The sequence below is a fragment of the Corynebacterium sp. HMSC063A05 genome (genome assembly GCF_001809695.1).
Classification (GTDB): domain Bacteria; phylum Actinomycetota; class Actinomycetes; order Mycobacteriales; family Mycobacteriaceae; genus Corynebacterium; species Corynebacterium amycolatum.
In genome coordinates, this window is sequence record NZ_KV798496.1 from 40367 (window position 1) to 60879 (window position 20513).

18 protein-coding genes are annotated in these 20513 nt (G+C 59.5%); 4 read left to right on the forward strand and 14 right to left on the reverse strand.

Going from position 1 to position 20513, the window contains the following annotated elements; all coding sequences use genetic code 11:
* Positions 1 to 72: 72 nt before the first annotated feature.
* A complete protein-coding gene (gene nusA / locus HMPREF2651_RS01935) occupies positions 73 to 1059 on the reverse strand; it encodes a transcription termination factor NusA (protein WP_049181451.1) in 987 nt (328 codons plus the stop codon).
* Positions 1056 to 1628 (reverse strand): ribosome maturation factor RimP, encoded by a 573-nt coding sequence (rimP, locus tag HMPREF2651_RS01940; protein ID WP_038628707.1) that lies wholly within the window; start codon positions 1626 to 1628, stop codon positions 1056 to 1058. Before rimP ends, nusA begins: the two co-directional genes overlap by 4 nt.
* A gap of 101 nt (positions 1629 to 1729) precedes the next feature.
* Between rimP and HMPREF2651_RS01945 the strand changes: the two genes are divergently transcribed.
* A complete protein-coding gene (locus tag HMPREF2651_RS01945) occupies positions 1730 to 2695 on the forward strand; it encodes a DUF4439 domain-containing protein (RefSeq protein ID WP_049181505.1) in 966 nt (321 codons plus the stop codon).
* Here HMPREF2651_RS01945 and HMPREF2651_RS01950 read toward each other — a convergent pair.
* A complete protein-coding gene (locus HMPREF2651_RS01950; RefSeq protein ID WP_049181452.1) occupies positions 2692 to 4464 on the reverse strand; it encodes a proline--tRNA ligase in 1773 nt (590 codons plus the stop codon). The two genes, HMPREF2651_RS01945 and HMPREF2651_RS01950, sit on opposite strands and share 4 nt — an antisense overlap.
* A gap of 60 nt (positions 4465 to 4524) precedes the next feature.
* Between HMPREF2651_RS01950 and HMPREF2651_RS01955 the strand changes: the two genes are divergently transcribed.
* Positions 4525 to 5262: a YaaA family protein gene (locus HMPREF2651_RS01955; RefSeq protein WP_070585977.1), complete on the forward strand. Its 738-nt coding sequence runs from the start codon at positions 4525 to 4527 to the stop codon at positions 5260 to 5262.
* Here the strand turns inward: HMPREF2651_RS01955 and HMPREF2651_RS01960 are convergent.
* From HMPREF2651_RS01960 to mqo, 7 genes are all read right to left on the reverse strand, one after another.
* A complete protein-coding gene (locus HMPREF2651_RS01960) occupies positions 5259 to 5540 on the reverse strand; it encodes a hypothetical protein (protein WP_224786668.1) in 282 nt (93 codons plus the stop codon). The two genes, HMPREF2651_RS01955 and HMPREF2651_RS01960, sit on opposite strands and share 4 nt — an antisense overlap.
* A complete protein-coding gene (gene cobA, locus HMPREF2651_RS01965) occupies positions 5533 to 6624 on the reverse strand; it encodes a uroporphyrinogen-III C-methyltransferase (RefSeq protein WP_049181454.1) in 1092 nt (363 codons plus the stop codon). The genes HMPREF2651_RS01960 and cobA overlap by 8 nt, the downstream gene beginning before the upstream one ends.
* Before the next feature lie 10 nt (positions 6625 to 6634).
* A complete protein-coding gene (locus tag HMPREF2651_RS01970; protein WP_070585959.1) occupies positions 6635 to 8011 on the reverse strand; it encodes a cobyrinic acid a,c-diamide synthase CobB in 1377 nt (458 codons plus the stop codon).
* The gene (gene cobO / locus HMPREF2651_RS01975) at positions 8005 to 8625 is read right to left on the reverse strand and encodes a cob(I)yrinic acid a,c-diamide adenosyltransferase (RefSeq protein WP_070585978.1); all 621 of its coding nucleotides are present in this window, start codon (positions 8623 to 8625) and stop codon (positions 8005 to 8007) included. The genes HMPREF2651_RS01970 and cobO overlap by 7 nt, the downstream gene beginning before the upstream one ends.
* Positions 8606 to 9241: a vWA domain-containing protein gene (locus HMPREF2651_RS01980; protein WP_239663068.1), complete on the reverse strand. Its 636-nt coding sequence runs from the start codon at positions 9239 to 9241 to the stop codon at positions 8606 to 8608. The genes cobO and HMPREF2651_RS01980 overlap by 20 nt, the downstream gene beginning before the upstream one ends.
* Before the next feature lie 148 nt (positions 9242 to 9389).
* Positions 9390 to 10541, reverse strand: coding sequence for a magnesium chelatase ATPase subunit I (locus HMPREF2651_RS01985; RefSeq protein ID WP_049181457.1), 1152 nt, complete (start codon positions 10539 to 10541; stop codon positions 9390 to 9392).
* Between the two features lie 93 nt (positions 10542 to 10634).
* Positions 10635 to 12131, reverse strand: a complete 1497-nt coding sequence (mqo, locus tag HMPREF2651_RS01990; RefSeq protein WP_049181460.1) for a malate dehydrogenase (quinone) — start codon at positions 12129 to 12131, stop codon at positions 10635 to 10637.
* Positions 12132 to 12296: 165 nt separating this feature from the next.
* Here mqo and HMPREF2651_RS01995 point away from each other — a divergent pair, with 165 nt between their 5' ends.
* Positions 12297 to 13337, forward strand: coding sequence for an alpha/beta hydrolase (locus HMPREF2651_RS01995; protein ID WP_038628690.1), 1041 nt, complete (start codon positions 12297 to 12299; stop codon positions 13335 to 13337).
* Between the two features lie 54 nt (positions 13338 to 13391).
* Complete coding sequence (mtr, locus tag HMPREF2651_RS02000) at positions 13392 to 14831, forward strand: mycothione reductase (RefSeq protein WP_049181461.1); 1440 nt, start codon at positions 13392 to 13394, stop codon at positions 14829 to 14831.
* Here mtr and HMPREF2651_RS02005 read toward each other — a convergent pair.
* From HMPREF2651_RS02005 to HMPREF2651_RS02020, 4 genes are all read right to left on the reverse strand, one after another.
* Complete coding sequence (locus HMPREF2651_RS02005) at positions 14828 to 16294, reverse strand: cobyric acid synthase (protein WP_049181462.1); 1467 nt, start codon at positions 16292 to 16294, stop codon at positions 14828 to 14830. The two genes, mtr and HMPREF2651_RS02005, sit on opposite strands and share 4 nt — an antisense overlap.
* Before the next feature lie 3 nt (positions 16295 to 16297).
* Positions 16298 to 17209 (reverse strand): type I methionyl aminopeptidase, encoded by a 912-nt coding sequence (gene map, locus HMPREF2651_RS02010; RefSeq protein ID WP_049181464.1) that lies wholly within the window; start codon positions 17207 to 17209, stop codon positions 16298 to 16300.
* Between the two features lie 68 nt (positions 17210 to 17277).
* Positions 17278 to 19125, reverse strand: a complete 1848-nt coding sequence (locus HMPREF2651_RS02015; protein ID WP_049181465.1) for a penicillin-binding transpeptidase domain-containing protein — start codon at positions 19123 to 19125, stop codon at positions 17278 to 17280.
* A 59-nt stretch (positions 19126 to 19184) separates the two neighbouring features.
* On the reverse strand, positions 19185 to 20417 hold the full coding sequence (locus HMPREF2651_RS02020; protein WP_049181467.1) for a M50 family metallopeptidase: 1233 nt from the start codon (positions 20415 to 20417) through the stop codon (positions 19185 to 19187).
* Positions 20418 to 20513 lie beyond the last annotated feature (96 nt).

Consider the following 20513-nt stretch of genomic DNA (forward strand, 5'->3'; position numbering starts at 1 on the left):
AAGGCGGAAAAGTGCCAACCCCCTAGGCACTTTCCCGCCACTTTCGCAACCGCTGGGACGCTGACGTTGCGTCTACTCCGCGTCGGAGTGGATATCGATTCGCCAGCCGGTCAGACGAGCCGCCAGACGGGCATTCTGTCCCTCCTTGCCGATAGCAAGCGAGAGCTGGTAGTCGGGCACCACAACATGTGCACGGCGCTCATCCATGTCTAAAATCTTGACACTAACGACCTTGGATGGCGCCAGCGAGTTACCAACGAACTTCGCCGGATCCTCGTCGTAGTCGATGATGTCAATCTTCTCGCCCTTGAGCTCATTCATAATCGAGCTCACACGCTGACCGCGCGGCCCAATGCAGGCGCCCTTAGCGTTGAGCCCCTTGACCGTGGGACGTACAGCAACCTTGGTGCGGTGACCAGCCTCGCGTGCAATCGAAATCAATTCCACTGCCCCATCGGCAACTTCCGGAACTTCAAGTTCGAAGAGCTTACGAATGAGCTCCGGGTGCGTGCGTGACAGGTGAATCGCAACACCCCGCGGTGTCTTGTTCACACCGACGACGTAGCACTTGATGCGGTCACCGTGCTTGAGTTCCTCACCTGGCAGCTGCTCAGCCGGCATCAGAATACCGTCGCGACCATTGGCCTCCGAACCGATGTGGACGACGACAATGCCCTTTTCATTGGCATAGACATCGCGCTGGACCACGCCGGAAATGACCTGGTTAGACAGGTCTGCGTATTCGTCGAGAACCTTGTCGCTTTCCGCATCCCGCAGACGCGAAAGGATGGTCTGACGAACAGCGAATGCAGCGGTACGCTCAAAGTCCTCCGGAGTATCGTCCCATTCGGAGATGAGATTGCCCTCGTCGTCTCGCTCCTGAGCAAAGACTATGACGTCACCGGTCTCACGGTCGATTTCGACGCGCGCATACTGTGCCGGTGCGGTGGTATTACGGTAACTTTCACGCAATGCCCGGGCGACCAGTCCCAGCATTTCGTCGACAGGAATACCCTTTTCCCTTTCCAAGGTTCGCAGGGCAGCTAATTCAATCTTCACTTGTTATCCTCCAGCCTGGTCAAGGCATCGTCATAGTCTAGTCCCGCAAAATCTTTCTCGGCTGCGGGCGGATTAGAGAATTCAACTTGTACCACTGCACGGGCCACATTGGTTAATTGGACACGCTGACCAACAGCCTTCAACCGCCCCTTTGGCCCTTTAGAGGTAACGAGAATGATGGATTCTTCATCCGGCGACAGCGCACCAATGCGGGCTGCAATCGCGGAACCGTCGGCAAGCGAAATTTCCGCAATGCGACCACGGTTACGGCGCCAGTGTCGTGGCTGCGTCAGCGGTGCGTCAATACCAGGAGTGGAAACTTCCAAGGTGTAGCCCTGAGCGCCGAAGTCGGCTTCGCCACGTGCCTCCGCGGCATCCAGAGCGGAAGATACTTCATGCGTGGCCTGTTCCAGAACATCGAGGTCAGGACGCTCATCTGCGTCAACCAACACAATGACCTGTGACTTTGCGCCGGCGCGAACGACCTTGACATCTTCCACAGCCAGGCCGATTTGTGCGAGCGCCGGGCTCACAAACTGTTCAATTTTCTCGGGTGCGGGTATCGCCATAGTCGTAGAGTCTACAGGTCAAGTGCTAGGAATTGCGCACCTGGGCACTTGCCACGCACCGCATTGATACAAAGTGCCGCCCGCCGTGGCACCATAGTGAGGTGATTGTTGAACCTCCCGCCCCCAGTTCTGCTTCCGCATCGCGTCGCACTCGCACTCTCTCGCGCCGTGGCTTCCTCGCTGCTGCCCTCGCCGTGGGATCACTTCCCGCGCTCTCCGCGTGCTCGCATCTGGTGGCACCACGCCCGGATTACGCCATTGAGGTTCTCCACGCACTGGCGGCGCGCGATGCACATTCGCTTACCGACGCCGATCCTGACCTCGCAGCTGTGCGCTCCGCGCAGGTCACCGAACTGGATAAGGAAATCACACGCGCCTGCGGTACCCGCAAGGACGGTAAACCTGTCGATGAATGCGGCTCGGACGTCGCAGTCCCAGGATCCCTGGCTGCCGGTGTCGATGCGAAGTTACTGCTCACGGACTCGCGAAATAGTCCAGTACTGACGAAGGCTCTGGATTCACGCACTGCATTGCGGGAGGAGCACACTGCGCGCCTTGCCACGGCTGTCGATGGCGGTATAGTCCTCGCTCTGCGTGCTGCGGGCGCTAAGTGGGAGGAGATTGTCCCATTGATTCCCAGTGACAGGGATGAAATCTCGGGTGCCGGAGAACAGATGACTAAGGCACTGCAAGCCGAATACATGATGATTTACGGTGTTGGCGTCGCCGCACCACGTGTCGGAGGCGATACCACTACTGCTCTTTTGGCTCGTGGCGAGCGCCACCGTATTTTGCGCGATCGTGCCCGGCTAATTTTGGAGGATTCCGACGTTGAGGTGCCGAAGAGCGCACCTGGCTATATGCCGGAAGATGCTCCTTCACCGGATACGGCACCCGTCGATTACATGATTGCGTTGGAGCGCTATTGCGCCCAGGCGTGGGAAGACGTATTGCTCGCTGCCAATAACCCTCGGATACGTATGTTCGCACTGCAGGCAGCTGGCGTGGCTGCCGCCGGAGTGGCAGCGCTAGGTGGCAACAACTTGGAGCCATTGCCCGGGCTCTAAGCCTTGCGAACCAACTCTGCGACGTGATCTGCAATGCCGTCAGCGGCGACCTCGTCGGTCTCGTTGGTCAGGCGGTTACGCAGCTCCACCTTGCCGTCCGCGTAGCCACGGCCAAAGATGACCACAAACGGCGTACCCAGCAACTCAGCGTCCTTGAACTTCACACCGGGGCTGACCTTCGGACGGTCGTCGAAAAGCACCTCAATGCCCTGCTGACTGAGGTCTTCCGCCAGACGTTCAGCGGCCTCAGCTGCTTCGGCGTTCTTACCGGCCACAGCGATGTGAACCTTGTACGGTGCTGCGGCAACTGGCCACTTGAGGCCCTTTTCATCCAACTGCTGTTCTGCGAGGACAGCGACCAGACGGGACACACCAATGCCGTAGGACCCCATCGTCGGACGAGCACGCTTACCGTTGACATCGAGGATGTCAATTTCAAAGGCGTTGGTGTACTTGCGGCCCAACTGGAAGATGTGGCCAATCTCAATGCCTCGCTCAATCTTCAGCGTGCCGTGTCCCTCCGGTGCCGGATCGCCGTCGCGAACCTCGGCGACATCGCAAATGCCGTCGATCTGGAAGTCGCGACCGGCGACCACACCGACGATGTGCTTACCCTCCTCGTTGGCGCCCACAATCCAATTCGTGCCCTCCGCTACGCGTGGGTCAGCCAGGACCTTCACGCCGTGATCAGCGAGCCCCTGCGGGCCGACGTAGCCCTTAATCAGGAAGTCATTGGCTGCGAAGTCCTTGTCCTCCAGCAAGCGCACCTCACCCGGTTCAAATGCGACTTCGAGACGCTTTTCATCGACCTCACGGTCACCGGGAACCAGGATTGCGGTGAGCTGTTCTGGCAGGGCGTTGCCCTCCTTATCGACCTTCTTCGGGTCGACGGCGACGAGAACGCACTTCAAAGTATCGGCAGCGGTGACCTCGCATCCGAGGTCCGCGCCATTGGCCCAATCAACAAGCGCTGCAATGGTGGTGCAGTTCGGAGACTCGTAAACCTTCGCCTCCGGCTGCCCCTCAATCGGCTGCGGTTCGACTGCCGGGATTCTCACGGCTTCAACGTTGGCGGCGTACTCACCGTCGGTGGAGACTACGAAGGAGTCTTCGCCATTTTCGCTAACAGCCAGGAACTCCTCGGAGGCCGAACCGCCCATAGCGCCGGAGGTGGCGTGGCAGATTTCGTACTTAATGCCCAGCCGGTCAAAAATTCGCTGGTACGCACCGCGGTGCAGCTGATAAGAATTCGCCAGCCCCTCGTCGTCCATGTCGAAGGAGTAGGAGTCCTTCATCACGAACTCGCGGCCACGCAGAATACCCGCGCGCGGGCGGGCCTCGTCGCGGTACTTGGTCTGAATCTGGAACAGCGTTGTCGGGAAATCCTTGTAGGAGCTGAAAAGATCCTTGACAGCCAGCGCGAACATCTCTTCGTGCGTCGGCCCCAGCAGGTAGTCCGCGCCCTTGCGATCCTTCAGACGGAACAGCTCGGGGCCATATTCGGTCCACCGATTCGTCGCCTCGTACGGTTCACGTGGGAGCAGTGCAGGGAATGCCAGCTCCTGTGCGCCAATGCCTTCCATCTCCTCGCGCACAACCTTCTCTACGTTGCGCAGAACCTTCAAGCCCAGGGGCAGCCAGGAGTACACACCAGGGGCAGTTCGCCGGATGTAGCCGGCACGGACGAGCAGCTTGTGGCTAGGGACCTCGGCGTCAGCAGGATCCTCGCGCAGTGTGCGTAGGAACAGCTGGGACATTCGCGTAATCATGAATGCTGATTTTACCCGTCGATCATTCTTCGCAACATGCGGGGCATTACTATGGTGCCCATGCTCGTAGTCCTACCCCCATCTGAAACCAAAGCCACTGGTGGCAGCCATCCCGCAGTGGACTTTTCCTCGCTGAGCTTCGGCTCTCTCAACTCCATCCGCGAGCGCATTGCAGCCGATCTCGTGGCGTTAAGTGCGAACAGGGAAGCCGCGATGGAAACACTGAAACTGGGGCCACGTCTCGCTGACGAAGTCACAGCTAATGCTGCACTCCTAGAGTCGCCGACCATGCCGGCTCTCGAGCGCTATACGGGGGTTCTCTACGACGCACTCTCCCCCAGCGACCTGCCGGAAACCGGCCGTGCTCGACTCGCCATCGGGTCAGCGCTCTTCGGCGTCATTGGCGGGGACGACCTCATCCCCCGCTACCGTCTCTCTGGCACGGTCAAGCTCCCCTTCGCGGATCAGCCTGCCGACGCAGCTCCCACGATGAAGCGCCGCTGGGGCACCGCCATCACCGAGGCTCTCAATGATGTCGACTTCCTCATCGACCTTCGTTCCGGCACCTACGCCAATTTGGGCAAAGTCAAGACCGCGACAACGATGACCGTGCTCACCGCCGAGGGCAAAATCGTCAGCCACTTCAACAAGCACTACAAGGGCCTATTTGCCCGTGCCATCGCCCTTTCCGACACAGCACCGACCGCCCCCGCAGAGGCCGTCGACATCGCGCGCGCCGCAGGATACAACGTCTCGCTTGACGACGGCGCCCTCATCTTCCGCGTCCCGGAAAACTAAATGTCGTCGTTGTAGCGCTTCCGGCCTGCCACAATGGCAGCAATGAGCGCAATGACGGCGATGAAAATGCTGTCGTATCGCGAGCCTTCTCCGCCGAGGAGAAGGAGGCGGAAGATGATCATGGCTCCGAGGTAGAACACGAGGAAGGTCGCAGCGCCCATCCAGATGGCGCTACGCAGCTGGTCGTCGGCAAGCAGTCGGGTAACAAGCCCTGCCTTTTGCTGCTCTGGCTCACGCTTCTTCGACTTGTTGTTGCTCGACTTGTTGCTCTTACTCATCGCCCTCATCCAGACCGGCGACTTCACCGATGACGATAACTGCGGGCGGCTTGATTCCTTCTTCGACCATTTTCTCGCCAAGCTCGCCGAGCGTGCAGCGTAGGGATCGCTGATTCGGCAGCGTGCCGTCCTGGATGACTGCAGCCGGAGTCTTCGGGCTACGGCCGGCCTTCATCAGAGCCTCGGCAATCTTCGGCCCGTTCTTAACTCCCATAATGATGGCAATAGTGCCGTGCATGCGGCCAAGCGCATCCCAATTGACTAGCGAAGTCTTGTGCCCCGGTGGGACGTGACCGGACACGACAGTGAATTCGTGGTTGACGCCACGCATGGTAACTGGGATGCCAATCGTCCCCGGTACCGCCAGTGCCGAGGTGATACCCGGCACAACTCGAACCGGTACCCCTGCCTTCTGCAGCTCGTGAAGCTCTTCAAAACCGCGGCCGAAGATGTACGGATCGCCACCTTTGAGCCGGACCACAAAGTAGCCCTCGCGGGCACGATGAACTAGCAGTTCATTGATGCGCTCCTGAGCCATGGCGCGACCGTAAGGAAGCTTGCCGGCATCAATGATCTCGACATCCGGCTCCAAGTCACCGAGCAGCGACAGTGGACCGAGGTGGTCTGCGACGACGACGTCGGCAAGCCGGAGCAGGCGACGCCCCTCAACGGTAATCAGACCAGGATCGCCCGGGCCACCGCCTACGAGTGCGACCTGACCTGCCAGGTCACCTGCGCGCGACGCGCGACGGCCGGTCAGCGCCGCAGGAGTAAGCGGGCTGGATGTCCCGGTTTCATCGTCGACGAGAATACCTCGGCGGTGTCCCTCGAGTGTCACCTCACGCAGCAACGACTCGTCACAGCAGACCATGAGAGCCTTGCCCCAGCTCATCGCCTCGGTAAAACCAGTGCGGGTCAAAGTAATACGGCCGTCTGCAGCCCAGGCCTCAATCGCAGTTGTTACTTCCCCACCCTCACACACAGTGACGTCAGCGCCAGAGTCCAACAACCGAGGAATCACGCGCTCTGCAGCCGTGGAACCGCCAATCACCAACACACCGTAGTCTTTGAGAAGCAAACTCATAGCTAATACTTTACCCGGCGCACGAAGCAACAAAGCGACTGACGTTGCCCGGCGCACCCGCCGGATGAGCATGCAGGTAACCGGCATGAATCCGCCCAGACTCGGAAACGAAGCCGTCGCGAACTGTCTCGCCTTGATATCCACGCCAACCCCAGGCGGGTTGCCACCCGGCCGCAGCAGCGACATTTGCGGTGTCATCAGTGAGCGCTGTCTTGTGGAACTCGTGACCGCGTACGCGGGTACCTACCGGGTACAATGCAGAATCAGTCAGAGCCACAGCCTCGCGGTACCCCAACTTCAACCGTGCCATGTGCGCTCGCCCCGGGATGATGCCGCACATACGGCGCCAACCGAGATCTTCAAGCAGCCAGAGCAGCCCCGCGCATTCGCCGTGAATCAGCGCACCATCGTCGGCAGCCTGACGTAAATCGCGGCGAATGTCATCACGAATAGATAGCGCGTCGGCATGCTCTTCCGGGAATCCACCGGGCACGATGTAGCCTTCGGCTTCCGGCAGTTCGTCAACCAATGGGTCAAAATCCACGACCTCGGCTCCAGCAGCCCGCAATAGCTCACGGTGCTCTGCATAGGTAAACGAGAACGCAGGACCCGCCGCGACCGCCACGCGCACGCGGCGCTGAGTAGCCAGCGGTGCAACGAACTGTGCGGGGTCCCATGGCTCAGCTGGATAGGGCTGCCGGGCAAGCTGGACAATCCGGTCGATGTCGATGTACGTCTCCACCAAGTTGGCCATCGATTCAATGACCGCTTCTAGCTGCTCACCCTGCTCGACTGCAGTGACCAGCCCCAAATGCCTGCTGGGAACCTCAATATCAGTCACTCGCGGAATCGCGCCGAGCACCTCGACACCCATGGCCTCCACAGAACGGGTAATGATGTCCGCATGCCGCGGGCTGCCCACCTGATTAATAATCACGCCACTGACACGGACGTCAGTGCGAAGCGTGGAGAAACCGTGAACAACAGCCGCCGCCGACTGCGACATATGCCGGGCATCAATAACCAACACCACCGGCAGTCCCAGCAGCGAGGCAATCTCGGCCGTCGACCCCTCCACCGATAGCGGGTCGTCACCAATGCGGCCGTCGAACAGCCCCATAACACCTTCGACCACCGCAATATCGCTGTCGGCAGCTCCGTGTGCGTAGAGCGGCCCAATCATCTCAGGCGAGCACATGAAGGAATCCAGATTTCGGCCGGGGCGACCAGCCGCTACCCCGTGATAGCCGGGGTCAATATAATCCGGCCCGACTTTGAATGGTGCCACCGCGTGGCGGCGCGACAGTGCACGCATAAGACCAGTGGAAATTGTGGTCTTGCCCGTGCCCGAGGCCGTCGCCGCAACGACAATTCCAGGCGCTACCACTCGATGCCCTTTTGTCCCTTACGCCCGACATCCATCGGATGCTTAATCTTGGTCATCTCCGTCAGCAGATCCGCGACCTCCACCAGCTTCGAATCCGCATCGCGGCCAGTCATCACCACATGCTGGCGGCCGGGACGATTCCTCAATGTCTCCACCACATCGTCGACATCAATCCAACCCCACTTGATTGGGTAGGTGAACTCGTCGAGGACGTAGAAATCGTGCACCTCATTTTCCAGGCGCCGCTTGATCTCCTGCCATCCCTCGGCAGCAGCTGCGGCATGATCCTCCTCGGTGCCCTGCTTACGCGACCAGGACCAGCCTTCGCCCATCTTGTGCCATTCGACCGGGCCGCCCTCCCCCGTGTCGTCGTGCAGCTCGCCGAGCCGACGCATGACAGCTTCCTCGCCAACCTTCCACTTTGCCGATTTCACAAACTGGAAGACACCAATATTCATCCCCTGATTCCACGCGCGCATCGCCATCCCGAATGCCGCGGTGGACTTGCCTTTACCTGGGCCCGTATGCACGGCGGTAATCGGAATCATGCGACGCTGCCTGGTGGTCAGTCCATCATTGGGAATTGATTTGGGGTCAAGCTTTCCTTGTGCCATGGTCTCGATGATAGGCATGGACCACACCCGCCACGGCTTCGGCATTGAGTTCTGAGAGGTTTATGCAGGTGGCACCCAACTCCACACTCATTTCCTGTGCCAACCCCAGCCGCACGCGAGCGCGCTCACAGTCGATAACCACCGTCGCCGCCAACGCTTGACGACGGATCTTTGCGGCCACGGCCCTCGCCTGCTGCAGCCCATTTTTACCTGTTGCTCGGCCATCGGAGAGCAACACCATAATTGCGCGGCGCGTGGGCTCCCGGTGCGCTTCCCGCACCACCACTTCGTGTGCCTTCAGCAATCCTTCGGCCAATGGGGTTCGGCCCCCAGTGCGGACATCTGCGAGGCGACGTACTGCGGTGTCAATAGACTTGGTCGGTGGTAAAACCAATTCGGCACTGTTCCCGCGGAAAGTAATGACAGCGACTTTGTCGCGGCTCTGGTAGGCATCACGCAGCAGCGAAGTGACGGCGCCGGTGACGGCTGCCAGACGGTCGCGCGCGGCCATAGAACCCGAGGTGTCCACAACGAAGACGACCAGATTGGACTCAGTTCCCTGTCGGATGGCGCCGTGAACGTCTTCCGGTTTCAGAGGGATCATGGAGTTGCCCATGCGGGCACCACGATTGGCCGCGGCCAGCACTGTCGCCGGAACGTGGAGACCATGACCGCCACGTTCGGCGCCAATGGTGCTGCCCCGGGGACCAATGGCCTTGGAGCGACGGCCGGAATCTCCTTGGCCGACGCCGTCGACACTGATTTTACGAACGGCGAAAGGGGGCGCCTTCAGCGGCGCGACCTCCCTTCGATCCCGCGGAATTCGACTGTTGTGGCTCCTGAGGTTCGGAGTTGGAGTCGAACTGGGAGACCTGATCAGCCTCGGGCTCTGGATACGATTCCGGATCCGACTCTGACTGATTCTGGTCATCTCGGAACTGCTCCTCTGCATCCTGCAGAGCATCATCGAGCTGCTCCTGGTCCAATCCTGGTTCATCAAAGGGGTCACGGCGACGACGGTGCGGCAGTGCCATTTCTGCAGCTACCTTAATGTCTTCCGCAGTGATCTCAATTGGATTGCCCGGTTGTGGCTGCGCTGACTCGTCCCCAGCTACTCGCCATGCAGCGTGAGCGCGGGCGGTACGTGCAATGACGATGTCGGCTCGCATCCCGTCCACATCAAAAGCAGCGCACACGGTGGCAATTTGACCGAGAATGCTGGGAGTCAATTCGACGTCGTCAAGCAGTGTGCGTGCGCGATCGATGCGAGCGTGTAGTGCCTCGTCGTCGGTGGCGAACCGCGTGACAAAGCTCTCCGGATTGGCGTCAAAGTCGAGTCGACGGGCGACGATCTCCGCGCGGACGGCCGGATCCTTGGAGGCGGTGACGTCGATGGCGAGACCAAAGCGGTCGAGAAGTTGGGGACGCAATTCGCCCTCTTCCGGGTTCATCGTGCCGACCAACACGAACCTGGAGGTGGCGGAGTGCGAGATGCCGTCGCGTTCAACAACCACGCGACCGGTGGCTGCGGCATCGAGCACTGAGTCAACGAGGTGATCCGGCAGCAGATTAATCTCGTCGACATAGAGAATGCCACCGTCAGCAGCGCTGAGTAGGCCCGGATTGAACTGCGCGTGTCCGGTCGTCAGGACGGTCTCCACATCGATGGAGCCCACGACTCGATCTTCCGTAGCGCCGAGTGGCAGGTTCACCAACGATCCGCTGAGAAATGGTGCCAACGCGCGGACCGTAGTGGTCTTGGCTGTGCCCTTCTCACCGCGGATTACCACGCCACCTATCTCCGGGGATAGAGCGGTCAGAATCAACGCAAGCTGTAGTCGCTGCTGCCCGACAATCGCAGTAAAAGGAAAAGTGGGCTCTGTTTGTGCAGTGGTAGCTGACGTGATTTTTTCCATAAACACAGTTCTACCCCACTGCGAGCGGATGGCTCACAGCGGGGTAGAAAATGTTGGCTTAATTGAACTCTTTGAAGCTCTTCAGCGGAGTGCTTAGCGCTCCAACTTCAGGGTCTTCTGGGAAGCCTCCCAGACCTCCTTGAACAGAGCCGGGTCATCAGCCAGGTGCGTGCCGTAGGACGGGACGAGCTCCTTTAGCTTCGGAGCCCACTTGCCCATGTGGCGACCGAAGCAGCGCTCAATCAGGCTGATCATCACGGCCGGGGCGATGGACGCACCCGGGGAGGCACCCATCAGGCCGGCAATGGTGCCGTCCCACGAGTTGATGACCGCGGTACCGAACTCGAGGGTACCGAAGACCGGAGCCTTCATCGGCTTAATGACCTGAACTCGCTGACCAGCGACAATCAGCTCCCAGTCCTCTGGGCGAGCGTTCGGGACGTACTCACGCAGGGACTCGATACGTGCGTCGAAGTCCTTCAGAACCTCAGTAATCAGGTACTTGGTCAGCCCCATCTCCTGGACACCAACACCCATCATGGACGGCAGGTTGGCCGGACGCAGAGACTTAATCAGGTCCAGGTTGTTACCGTTCTTCAGGAACTTCATGTTCCAACCGGCGTACGGACCAAAGAGCAGGCCACGCTTGCCGTCGATAACACGGGTGTCCAGGTGCGGAACCGACATCGGCGGCGTGCCGACGGAAGCCTTACCGTAGACCTTGGCGTCATGCTGGGCAATAACTTCCTCGTTGGTGCAGCGCAGCCACTGGCCGGAGACTGGGAAGCCACCGAAACCACGAATCTCGTTAATACGAGCCTTCTGCAGCAGCGGCAGCGCGTCACCGCCGGCACCGACGAAGACGAAGTTGGCAACCAGGGTGCGAACGTCCTTGGTGTGCAGGTTCTTCACGGTGACAATCCACTTGGAACCGTCGCGCTTCAGACCGGTGACCTCGTGTCCGTAGCGAATCTCAGTACCCATATCGGACAGTGCGGCCAGGTACTGCTTGGTCAGTGCACCGAAGTTAACGTCCGTACCATTCGGGTTACGAATAGCGGAAACCGGCTTGGAGAAGTCACGCCCCTCCGACATCAGCGGAAGGTACTCAGCGAAACGGTCCGGATCCTCAATGAGCTCCTGACGGTGGAACAACGGCTCCTTCTCAAGTGCCTCGTAGCGACGACGCATGAACGCCATCTGCTCCGGTCCCTGAGCGAAGGTGGTGTGGTCAACCGGGTTGATGAACTCCTTCGGGTCAGTCAGGGTGCCGTTTTCAATCAGCGAGGTCCACAGCTGGCGGGAAACCTGGAACTGCTCATTAATGGTCTTAGCCTTGGTGACATCGACCTTGCCGTTCTTCTCCGGCGTGTAGTTCAGCTCGCACAGAGCAGAGTGGCCGGTACCAGCGTTGTTCCACGGGGAGGAAGACTCCTTGGCGGGCTGATCGAGACGCTCGAACAGAACCTGTGACCAGGATGGCTCGAGCTCCTTGAGCAGCACACCCAGCGTCGCACTCATTACACCTGCACCGATGAGGACGACATCTACCTCGTCGCCACTGGAAGCAGGAAGCTTGTTATCAGCCATTTTGCTGTCAACATCCTTACTAACTTGATTAGTGATTCAAACTAGCGCTCGCTCACATGCGCGCACACACAACTAAAGACGCAAAAGAGAGCTACCGTCTCAGTCCATAATCTATTGTGGCACACATTCCCACTACCCCCGGTAATCGGCGCTAGGCTTGACCCTGTGACTACCGATATTCCCGATTTCACTACCCCCGCCTTTAACCCCGATAACCTAGGCGAGGGCTACAGCCAACATGTCATCGAACTCGGCCAGGACCCCGACGGCGAGGGGTCGATACGCGCGGTTTTGGTGCGCTACTGCCCCGACTCGTCGGCAAGCGACTTCCAAGCGCGTCCGGCAGTTCTTTGGATCCACGGGATGTCGGACTACTTCTTCCAAAGGCACGTGGCAGAGCGTTACCACTCCGAAGGGTACGCATTTTACGCCATTGACCTGCGCAAGTGCGGGCGCGCTCACCAACCGGGGCAGACTTGGCATGGCTGCAGCGATTTAACGAATTACTTCGAGGATCTCAACGGCGCACTCGCGGTGTTAGACCACGCTGGTCATACAACTGTCACTGTTAATGCGCACTCCACCGGCGGTCTCATTGCCGTTCTCTGGCTCGATTGGCTACGAAGCACAGGCGGCCATTGCTCGCAAGCACTCAATATTTCCGTCACGGCTGCCGTCTTGAACTCACCGTGGCTGACTCTGCACGTTTCCCGGGCAAAGGCTCCCGTGTACTCGCTAGTGGCTCGCGTTATGTCGCGGATTCGCCCCAACAATCTTATTCCGGTGCAGTCTGCGGGCGGCTATGGCAAATCCATTAGCGCCGACCACCAGGGACGCTGGGAGTACAACCGCACTTTCAAGCCGCTGGCTGGCCATGACAAGAACTGGCGTTGGCTCAATGCCATCATCGTCGGCCAGCAACGTGTTAGCCGCGGTATCGACACCGGCGTGCCGACGCTCGTCCTCCACTCGGACAACTACCTTCTCGGTTCCGACTACATCCCGGAGCTCAGTCGCGTTGACTCTGTTCTCAACACTGAACAAATTGCCGATGCCACTGCCCACCTGGGCCCGCAGGCTCGCAACGTCGCGATTCCGGGTGCGCTCCATGACGTGTATCTCTCGGAACCCGAAGCACTAGATCGCGCTTTTGATGAGACCTTCCAGTTCCTCGCCACGGTCAAGCCGGGAGGCAGCTCAAAATAGGAGCTCGGAATAAATCAGCATTCAGTACGGTTGAACCAAACTAGTTTGACCAGAATGCTAGGAGTGCTTGTGACCACTGAGAATTCGCCTGAGACTACCCCACGCCACTACGACGTCATCATTATCGGAACAGGGTCCGGCAATTCCATTCCAGCCCCGGACTACGACAATGTCCGTATCGCTCTGGTGGAGGAAGGACGTTTCGGCGGTACTTGCCTCAACGTTGGGTGCATTCCCACCAAGATGTTCGTTCTGGCCGCTGATGCCGCCCGCAACATCCGCGAGGCCAGCCGCCTGGGCGTGCACGGCACCTTCAGCTCCGTTGATCTCAAGCAAATCCAGGATCGCGTTTTCGCCCAGCGAGTCGACCAGATTGCCGACGGCGGCGAGGCATACCGCCGCGGGGACGAGACTCCCAATATCGATGTCTACGACCGCCACGCAACGTTCGTCGGCCCCCGCACTATTCGCACTGGCATCGGCGAGGAAATTGTCGACATCACAGCCGACAACATCATCATCGCTGCAGGATCCCGCCCGCATGTCCCGAGCCTCATCACACAGTCCGGGGTGGATTACTACACCAACGAGAACATCATGCGCGTCGACAAGCTTCCGCGCGAAATGATTGTCGTCGGCGGTGGCTACATCGCTAGCGAGTTCGCGCACGTCTTCGCATCCTTCGGTACGAAGGTGCACATGCTGGTGCGCTCCGATGTCATGCTGCGTGGCTCCGATGCCGCTATCTCCGAGCGTTTCCACGAGGTTGCCGCCCGCGACATTGACATCCGTATGAACACCTCCATCACTGAACTCTCCCAGGAGGGCGAGATCGTCACGGCCACGCTTGACGACGGCACGGAGCTCGCAGCCGATGCCCTGCTAGTGGCAACCGGACGCATCCCCAACGGTGACCGTATGGATCTTGCAGCCGGTGGTGTGGAGATGCACGACGATGGTCGCATCAAGGTTGACCAGTACGGTCGCACCTCAGCCGAAGGTGTGTGGGCGCTGGGCGATGTCTCTAGCCCGTACCAGCTGAAGCATATCGCCAACCATGAGGCCAAGGTGGTCTTCCACAACGTGCTGAACCCGTCCGACCTGCGTGAATTTGACCACCGCTACATTCCGTCGGCAGTCTTCTCACATCCGCAGATCGGTCAGGTCGGTATGACCGAGGACGAAGCTTGCGCCTGGGCTGCGGAAAATGGCACGGACATTACCGTGAAGGTACAGAATTACGGCGACGTTGCCTACGGCTGGGCACTGGAGGATCGCGACGGCTTTGCCAAACTGATTGCGGACCGCGCCACCGGCCGCCTGCTGGGTGCGCACTTCATCGGCGAGCAGGCTGCCACTCTAGTGCAGCAGTGCATCCAGATGATGAGCTTCGAGATGGATGTGCGCGAAGTTGTCACAGGCCAGCACTGGATTCACCCAGCGCTGCCCGAGCTGATTGAAAACGCGATTCTGGGCCTGGAGTTCGATAACTAGCCCAGCTGCTCAATACCTGTGGCCTGGGCCAATGCCGGCCCAGCCAGGTACTCCTCGACTGCATCGGCCAACATGTCGACCTGCCACAGCCGTTCTGCGGCAAACGAAGTAGTAGAGCTGACCTCGAAGCCGTCCCGACCGACGGCAACTGCCACTTCCATCAGCAACTCACGGCGCGCCTGATCATTTTCCAGGTAGCCGTGGCGGTGCGTACCCATCACCATGCCACGCCGCGCCCCTTCTTCTTCAGGCTCAGTGATAAAAGGATGTTCACTGCTTCGCACAACCTGTCCATTGTGCACTTCGTACGAGCCATCCGGGTGACTCACCAGTGTCTTCGTCCCCGCGAATTCAATGTCGGTATCGAACACGCCAAGCCCGTTCACGGTCCCGGCTGCCGACTCCACCGAGTCAGTGATGGTGGTGCAGAGCATTTGGAACCCACCGCAGATGCCAATCAGCGGTAGCCCCCGGGCGGCTCGGTTCTCCAGTACGTCGTCAAGCCCACGCTCGCGCAACCACTTGAGATCGGCGACCGTCGACTTCGTCCCGGGCAACACGACCAGGTCGGCGCGAGCAACGACCGACGGATCGACCGTCCACTGCACGTGTACCCCTGGTTCACAGGCAAGCGCCTCGATATCGGTGGCGTTGGACACGCGCGGCAAGCGAATGGCGGCCACGGACAACGTTTCCGTGCCCAGCGGTGCGTTCGCCGGCCCTACCGACGCACCAGCGACTGTGCCGAGCGAATCCTCCGCATCGATCCACAGCCCCGGAATAAACGGCACCACGCCGAGTACGGGCACACCGGTGTACTCACGCACTACGTCCAATCCCGGCGTCAACAGCGAAACATCGCCCCGGAACTTGTTGACAATAAAACCGGTAATTCGCGCGCGGTCTTCGGGGCTCAAAATTGCATGCGTGCCGACGAAATGTGCAAGCACCCCACCGCGGTCAATGTCACCGGCGACCACAACCGGCAAATCAGCGAGCTCTGCCAACCCCATGTTGGCAATGTCTGACTCCCGCAGATTGACCTCGGCAGGACTACCAGCGCCTTCACACAGGACGACATCGAACTGCCCCCGCAGCTCTTCCAATGTCTCCGCAACTACTCCGCGCAGCGCTTTTCTCCGCGACCGGTACGTCAGGGCGCTCGCATGCCCATCAGCCTTGCCCTTCACCACCACCTGACTGGTGTGGTCCGAGCCCGGCTTGAGAAGCACCGGGTTAAAGGAGACATCCGGCTCCAGCCCACAGGCCAACGCCTGCAGAGCCTGCGCGCGCCCAATCTCGCCGCCGTCGAGCGTGACAGCGCAATTGTTGGACATGTTTTGCGCCTTGAAGGGCGCGACGCGCACTCCGCGTCGCGCGAGCAACCGACACATGCCGGCGACCAGAACCGACTTACCGGCATCTGAGGTGCAGCCGGCAATCAGAGCTGCAGGAGCCTGCACTGCTTAGGCCTCGGGCTTCCAACCAGTCTGGAACTGGCCTGGCACGTTCTGCTCATCCGGCAGGGTGAGGATTTCATAGCCGTCGGAGGTCACCAGCACCGTGTGCTCGAACTGAGCGGTGAACTTGAAGTCATCATTCTGCACAGTCCAGCCGTTATCCCAGATGTGGTAAGGCAGCTCACCGAGGTTAATCATCGGCTCGACAGTCAAGGTCATGCCCGGCTCGAAAATGGTATCCTGGCTCGGCTCATCGTAGTGCAACACAATCAAACCATTATGGAACGTGGTCCCGACACCGTGACCGGTGAAGTCCCGAACAGTGTTGTATCCAAAACGCTTAGCGTAGGACTCAATCACGCGGCCGATGACATTAATCTCACGGCCCGGCTTGATAACCTTAATGCCGCGCATGGTGGCATTGTAAGTGCGCTCCACCAGCTGGCTGTGCTCCTCCGAGACATTGCCCGCGAGGAAAGTCGCGTTGGTGTCGCCGTGGACGCCGTGCTTGTATCCGGTGACGTCGACATTGACGATATCGCCGTCTTCAATAACCTGAGTATCCGGAATACCGTGGCAGACAATCTCATTGAGAGACACGCAGCACGACTTCTCAAAACCGCGGTACCCCAGCGTGGACGGGTAGGTGTCGTGATCCAACAGGTACTCGTGCACCACCCGGTCAATCTCATCCGTGGTCACGCCCGGAGCTACGGCCTTGCCGGCCTCCACCAACGCGTTGGCAGCAATGCGAGAGACCTCTCGCATATTTTCAATATCTTCCGGAGTCTGTACCAGCGGCTCGCCGACGCCTTCCTGAACCTCGTCCTTCCAGGCGTACTCCGGCCGTTCAATATGTGCCGGAACGGTACGAATTGGAGTGGATTTTTGCTGAGTAAGTGGAGAACGCTGAGTCATGGAACATACTCTACCCCTACCCCCGGATTAGCCTTTCGGCCTGTGCCGGTTTCAAAGCCAGAAATGCTCTAGCCCTCGTCCCCCGAACCTTCATCGATATTGGCGAAGAAGGCATCGGTAATCGCCACGGCATGCTCCGAACCACCACCGCCAACGATAAGCGTGGCAAAGGCCAAATCATCGCGGTAGCCAGTAAACCAAGCGTGGGAGCCGCCAGCGTACTCGGCCTCACCGGTCTTTGCATAGACTTCACCTCGACCGGCAATGGCCGAACCAGTACCAGAGGTGACCACCGCCCGCATGAGTGTGCGAACCTCATTCAAAACCTCAGGCGGCAGTGGCTTTGATACCTGCGACTGCCAGGTTCCCGCGCTTGGCACGAGTGACGGTGTCGGAGTGCGTCCGGCCGCCACCGTCGCGGAAACCAGCGCCATGCCAAACGGGCTGGCCAAGTCATTGCCCTGCCCATAGCCCGCATCGATACGCTCGACTTCATCACTGCCATCAGACACGCTGCCGGTAATAGTGTCGAGGCCCGCGATGTGATAGTTGATGCCGATGCCGAAGTTCTTGGACTCCTCCTTGAACTGCCCTGGCTCCAACTTGTGAGAGATGTTGCCAAACGTGGTGTTACAAGACCGCGCGAACGCATCGCTCAGCGAGGTATTCCCGACGCCACTTCCGTTGTAGTTGGTGACAATACGCGGCCCGATCTCCATCGAACCTGGGCACGGCACAGTCGATCCCGCATTTAGCCCCTCGTGCTGCACACCTGCGGCGGCAGTGACAATCTTGTACGTCGATCCCGGCGGGAACTGTCCCATCAGCGCAAGGTCGCCGTCCTTATCTGCTTCCGCCGTCTGGGCTACCGCCAGAATCTTGCCGGTCGACGGCTGCACAGCCACCAGCATTGCCTTAGCATCTTGCCGAGTATCGACGGCCTTTTGCGCTGCGTCCTGCACCTTTTTACTAATTGATGCCTGCACCGCCGGCGCTACATCCGGAGACACCTCATAGAGGGTGTCGACGACGGCTCCGCCCTCGTTGGCCGCCACGATATTCCAGCCATCGGCACCGTGATCACCGGTGTCCACTAGTCTTTCCACGCGACTCATCAAATCGGGCGCGAACCCCGGGTCGGGTCGCACCATAGCGGCTTCATCGTTAACCGAAATTCCATCAATGTCAGCGAGATCATCTTTGACACGCTGTGGCGTGGATGCCGGCAACACGATCAGCGAAAAATTACCCTTTCCGCCGCTCGCCTGCTCCCCCACAGCGCGTGCGTCAAGCTTCGGACCGTCTTCCGGCATTTCATTATTGATGACCGTCGCCGCCCGATTAATCGACGACTGCACATTCTCCGCCCCATCACGATGGAGAATTACCCGGTGCACAGTCCCTGGCTCGAGCAAGGCCGCACCGTCCGAGCCAACCACAGACGGACGTGGAGCTGCGATAGTGCGCAATTCTGGGTGTTGGTTACGCCCCAGCTGTGGATGCAGGGATGCTGGCGACCAGCGCAATGCCCAATCCCGTTGCCCAGTCTCAGTCTTGGTCAATGTGAAAGTGGTGTCATATCCCCAGCGTCGCTGATGCGGTAGCTGCCAATTCATGGCGACTTCCGCCGAGGACTGGTTCGAGCTGGAATCGATACCCGCAATCTCATACTCAAGCCCCTCCGGCTGGAGTCCGGCAGTGGCCGCCTTCAGATCTCCTTCAGCGGAGTCCGGGTGATCAGTCAGTGCCGCAGCCTTAGCAATGTCCCCTCCCGCCAGCGCCCCCAGGAATTCCTCTAGCACCTCGCGCCCGGTGTCAGGCCGCGGCGTACACGCGGCGGATGACAACACCAGACCCGTAATTGCCACAGCCGAGATACTGCGAAGCAGGGGCTTGCGGCGCGAAGTTTGTTCCATGTGGGCTGACGTTAGCACCGCTTTGCTTTACGACGATGCTGGCACGCCGCAACCTGCTATCAGCGGTTCAGCACAATTGGATTGACCACGTCAGCGGCCATGACCAGAACGCCGAAGACCAGCAAAACCGCGGTAAAGGCCATAGTAATTGGCATGAGTTTGGTGTAATCGGCAGGCCCAAGCGATGGCTTACCGAATGCCTTGCGAATCACGTCCCGAATGCGTTCATAAATAACAACGGCGATGTGGCCACCGTCGAGTGGCGGCAACGGCACGAGGTTGAACACGGCCAGGAAGTAATTGAGGTTGGCCAGCAATAGGAAAAATGAAGGCCACTGGTTCATCTCCACCAATTCACCGCCGGCACGCGAAGCACCGACGACGCTCATTGGGCTGGCCGGGTCACGCTGAGCACCGAAGATGGACGCAACCACACCGGGAACCTTCTCCGGGATGGAGAGCAGCCCGTTCCAAACCGCCCCAAAAAGACTGCCTGTGAAGCTGGCCGCACCGCCGATGGCGGTCACTGCGTTGTACTCGTGGAGGATAGTCTCTGGTCGCTGGAAGGCGATACCAATCGCTGGCTGGTCGATGTCCTGGCCGTCGTTAGTCTTGCGTTTGACGACTTCCGGGGTGACCGTGACCGTCTGGGTGCTGCCATTGCGGTCGATGGTCATTTTGATGTCGCCACCTGCAGAGCTGCCGATAAGAGACACAGCCTCGGGGTAGGACGTAATCTTGGTGCCATTGATCTTCTCAATCACATCTCCGGCACGTAGCCCTGCGCGCTCTGCAGGACCGGAACCAGTGCAGGGTTCCAGAGTGCCGTCGGCCCGCTGTGCCGGCGAGACGCACTGTACCGCCTGAATGCGCGGGGCCATTTCCTTACCCATGTTGGGCAAACCCCACGTCACTGCGATGAAGTAAAGAATGATGAATCCCACGATGAGGTTCATCGCCACCCCACCGAGCATCACGATAATGCGCTGCCACCACGGCTTCTTGTACATAGCGTAGGGCTCTTCGGCAGGATCGATTGGCTCCATAGCGGTCATACCTGCGATGTCGCAGAATCCGCCAAACGGAACTGCCTTTACTCCATACTCGGTGTCATGCCCTCCTGCCGCAGCGTGATGCCGCTTGAAGGAAAACAGCGTTGGGCCGAAGCCAATGAAGTACCGACGCACTTGCATTCCACACAGTCGAGCTGCGGTGAGATGGCCCCATTCGTGAAGGGCGATTGTCACCGCGATGCCGATTGCGAAGAGTAAAACTCCAAGAAGAAATGTCACGAGTGCTCACCCTACCCCCACTTTGGGCAAACCAGAACACCGCCGGAGAGTTTCCAGCCGGGCGAAGTCCCAATTTCAGCAAGTTCTAAGGTATCC

Excerpts from the sequence above, each read along its gene's own strand:
- rimP (WP_038628707.1), bottom strand. The coding sequence starts at position 1,628 with ATGGCGATACCCGCACCCGAGAAAATTGAACAGTTTGTGAGCCCGGCG.
- HMPREF2651_RS01950 (WP_049181452.1), bottom strand. The coding sequence starts at position 4,464 with ATGATTACGCGAATGTCCCAGCTGTTCCTACGCACACTGCGCGAGGAT.
- HMPREF2651_RS01955 (WP_070585977.1), top strand. The coding sequence starts at position 4,525 with ATGCTCGTAGTCCTACCCCCATCTGAAACCAAAGCCACTGGTGGCAGC.
- HMPREF2651_RS01960 (WP_224786668.1), bottom strand. The coding sequence starts at position 5,540 with ATGAGTAAGAGCAACAAGTCGAGCAACAACAAGTCGAAGAAGCGTGAG.
- cobA (WP_049181454.1), bottom strand. The coding sequence starts at position 6,624 with ATGAGTTTGCTTCTCAAAGACTACGGTGTGTTGGTGATTGGCGGTTCC.
- cobO (WP_070585978.1), bottom strand. The coding sequence starts at position 8,625 with ATGGCACAAGGAAAGCTTGACCCCAAATCAATTCCCAATGATGGACTG.
- HMPREF2651_RS01980 (WP_239663068.1), bottom strand. The coding sequence starts at position 9,241 with ATGGGCAACTCCATGATCCCTCTGAAACCGGAAGACGTTCACGGCGCC.
- HMPREF2651_RS01985 (WP_049181457.1), bottom strand. The coding sequence starts at position 10,541 with ATGGAAAAAATCACGTCAGCTACCACTGCACAAACAGAGCCCACTTTT.
- mqo (WP_049181460.1), bottom strand. The coding sequence starts at position 12,131 with ATGGCTGATAACAAGCTTCCTGCTTCCAGTGGCGACGAGGTAGATGTC.
- mtr (WP_049181461.1), top strand. The coding sequence starts at position 13,392 with ATGCTAGGAGTGCTTGTGACCACTGAGAATTCGCCTGAGACTACCCCA.
- map (WP_049181464.1), bottom strand. The coding sequence starts at position 17,209 with ATGACTCAGCGTTCTCCACTTACTCAGCAAAAATCCACTCCAATTCGT.
- HMPREF2651_RS02015 (WP_049181465.1), bottom strand. The coding sequence starts at position 19,125 with ATGGAACAAACTTCGCGCCGCAAGCCCCTGCTTCGCAGTATCTCGGCT.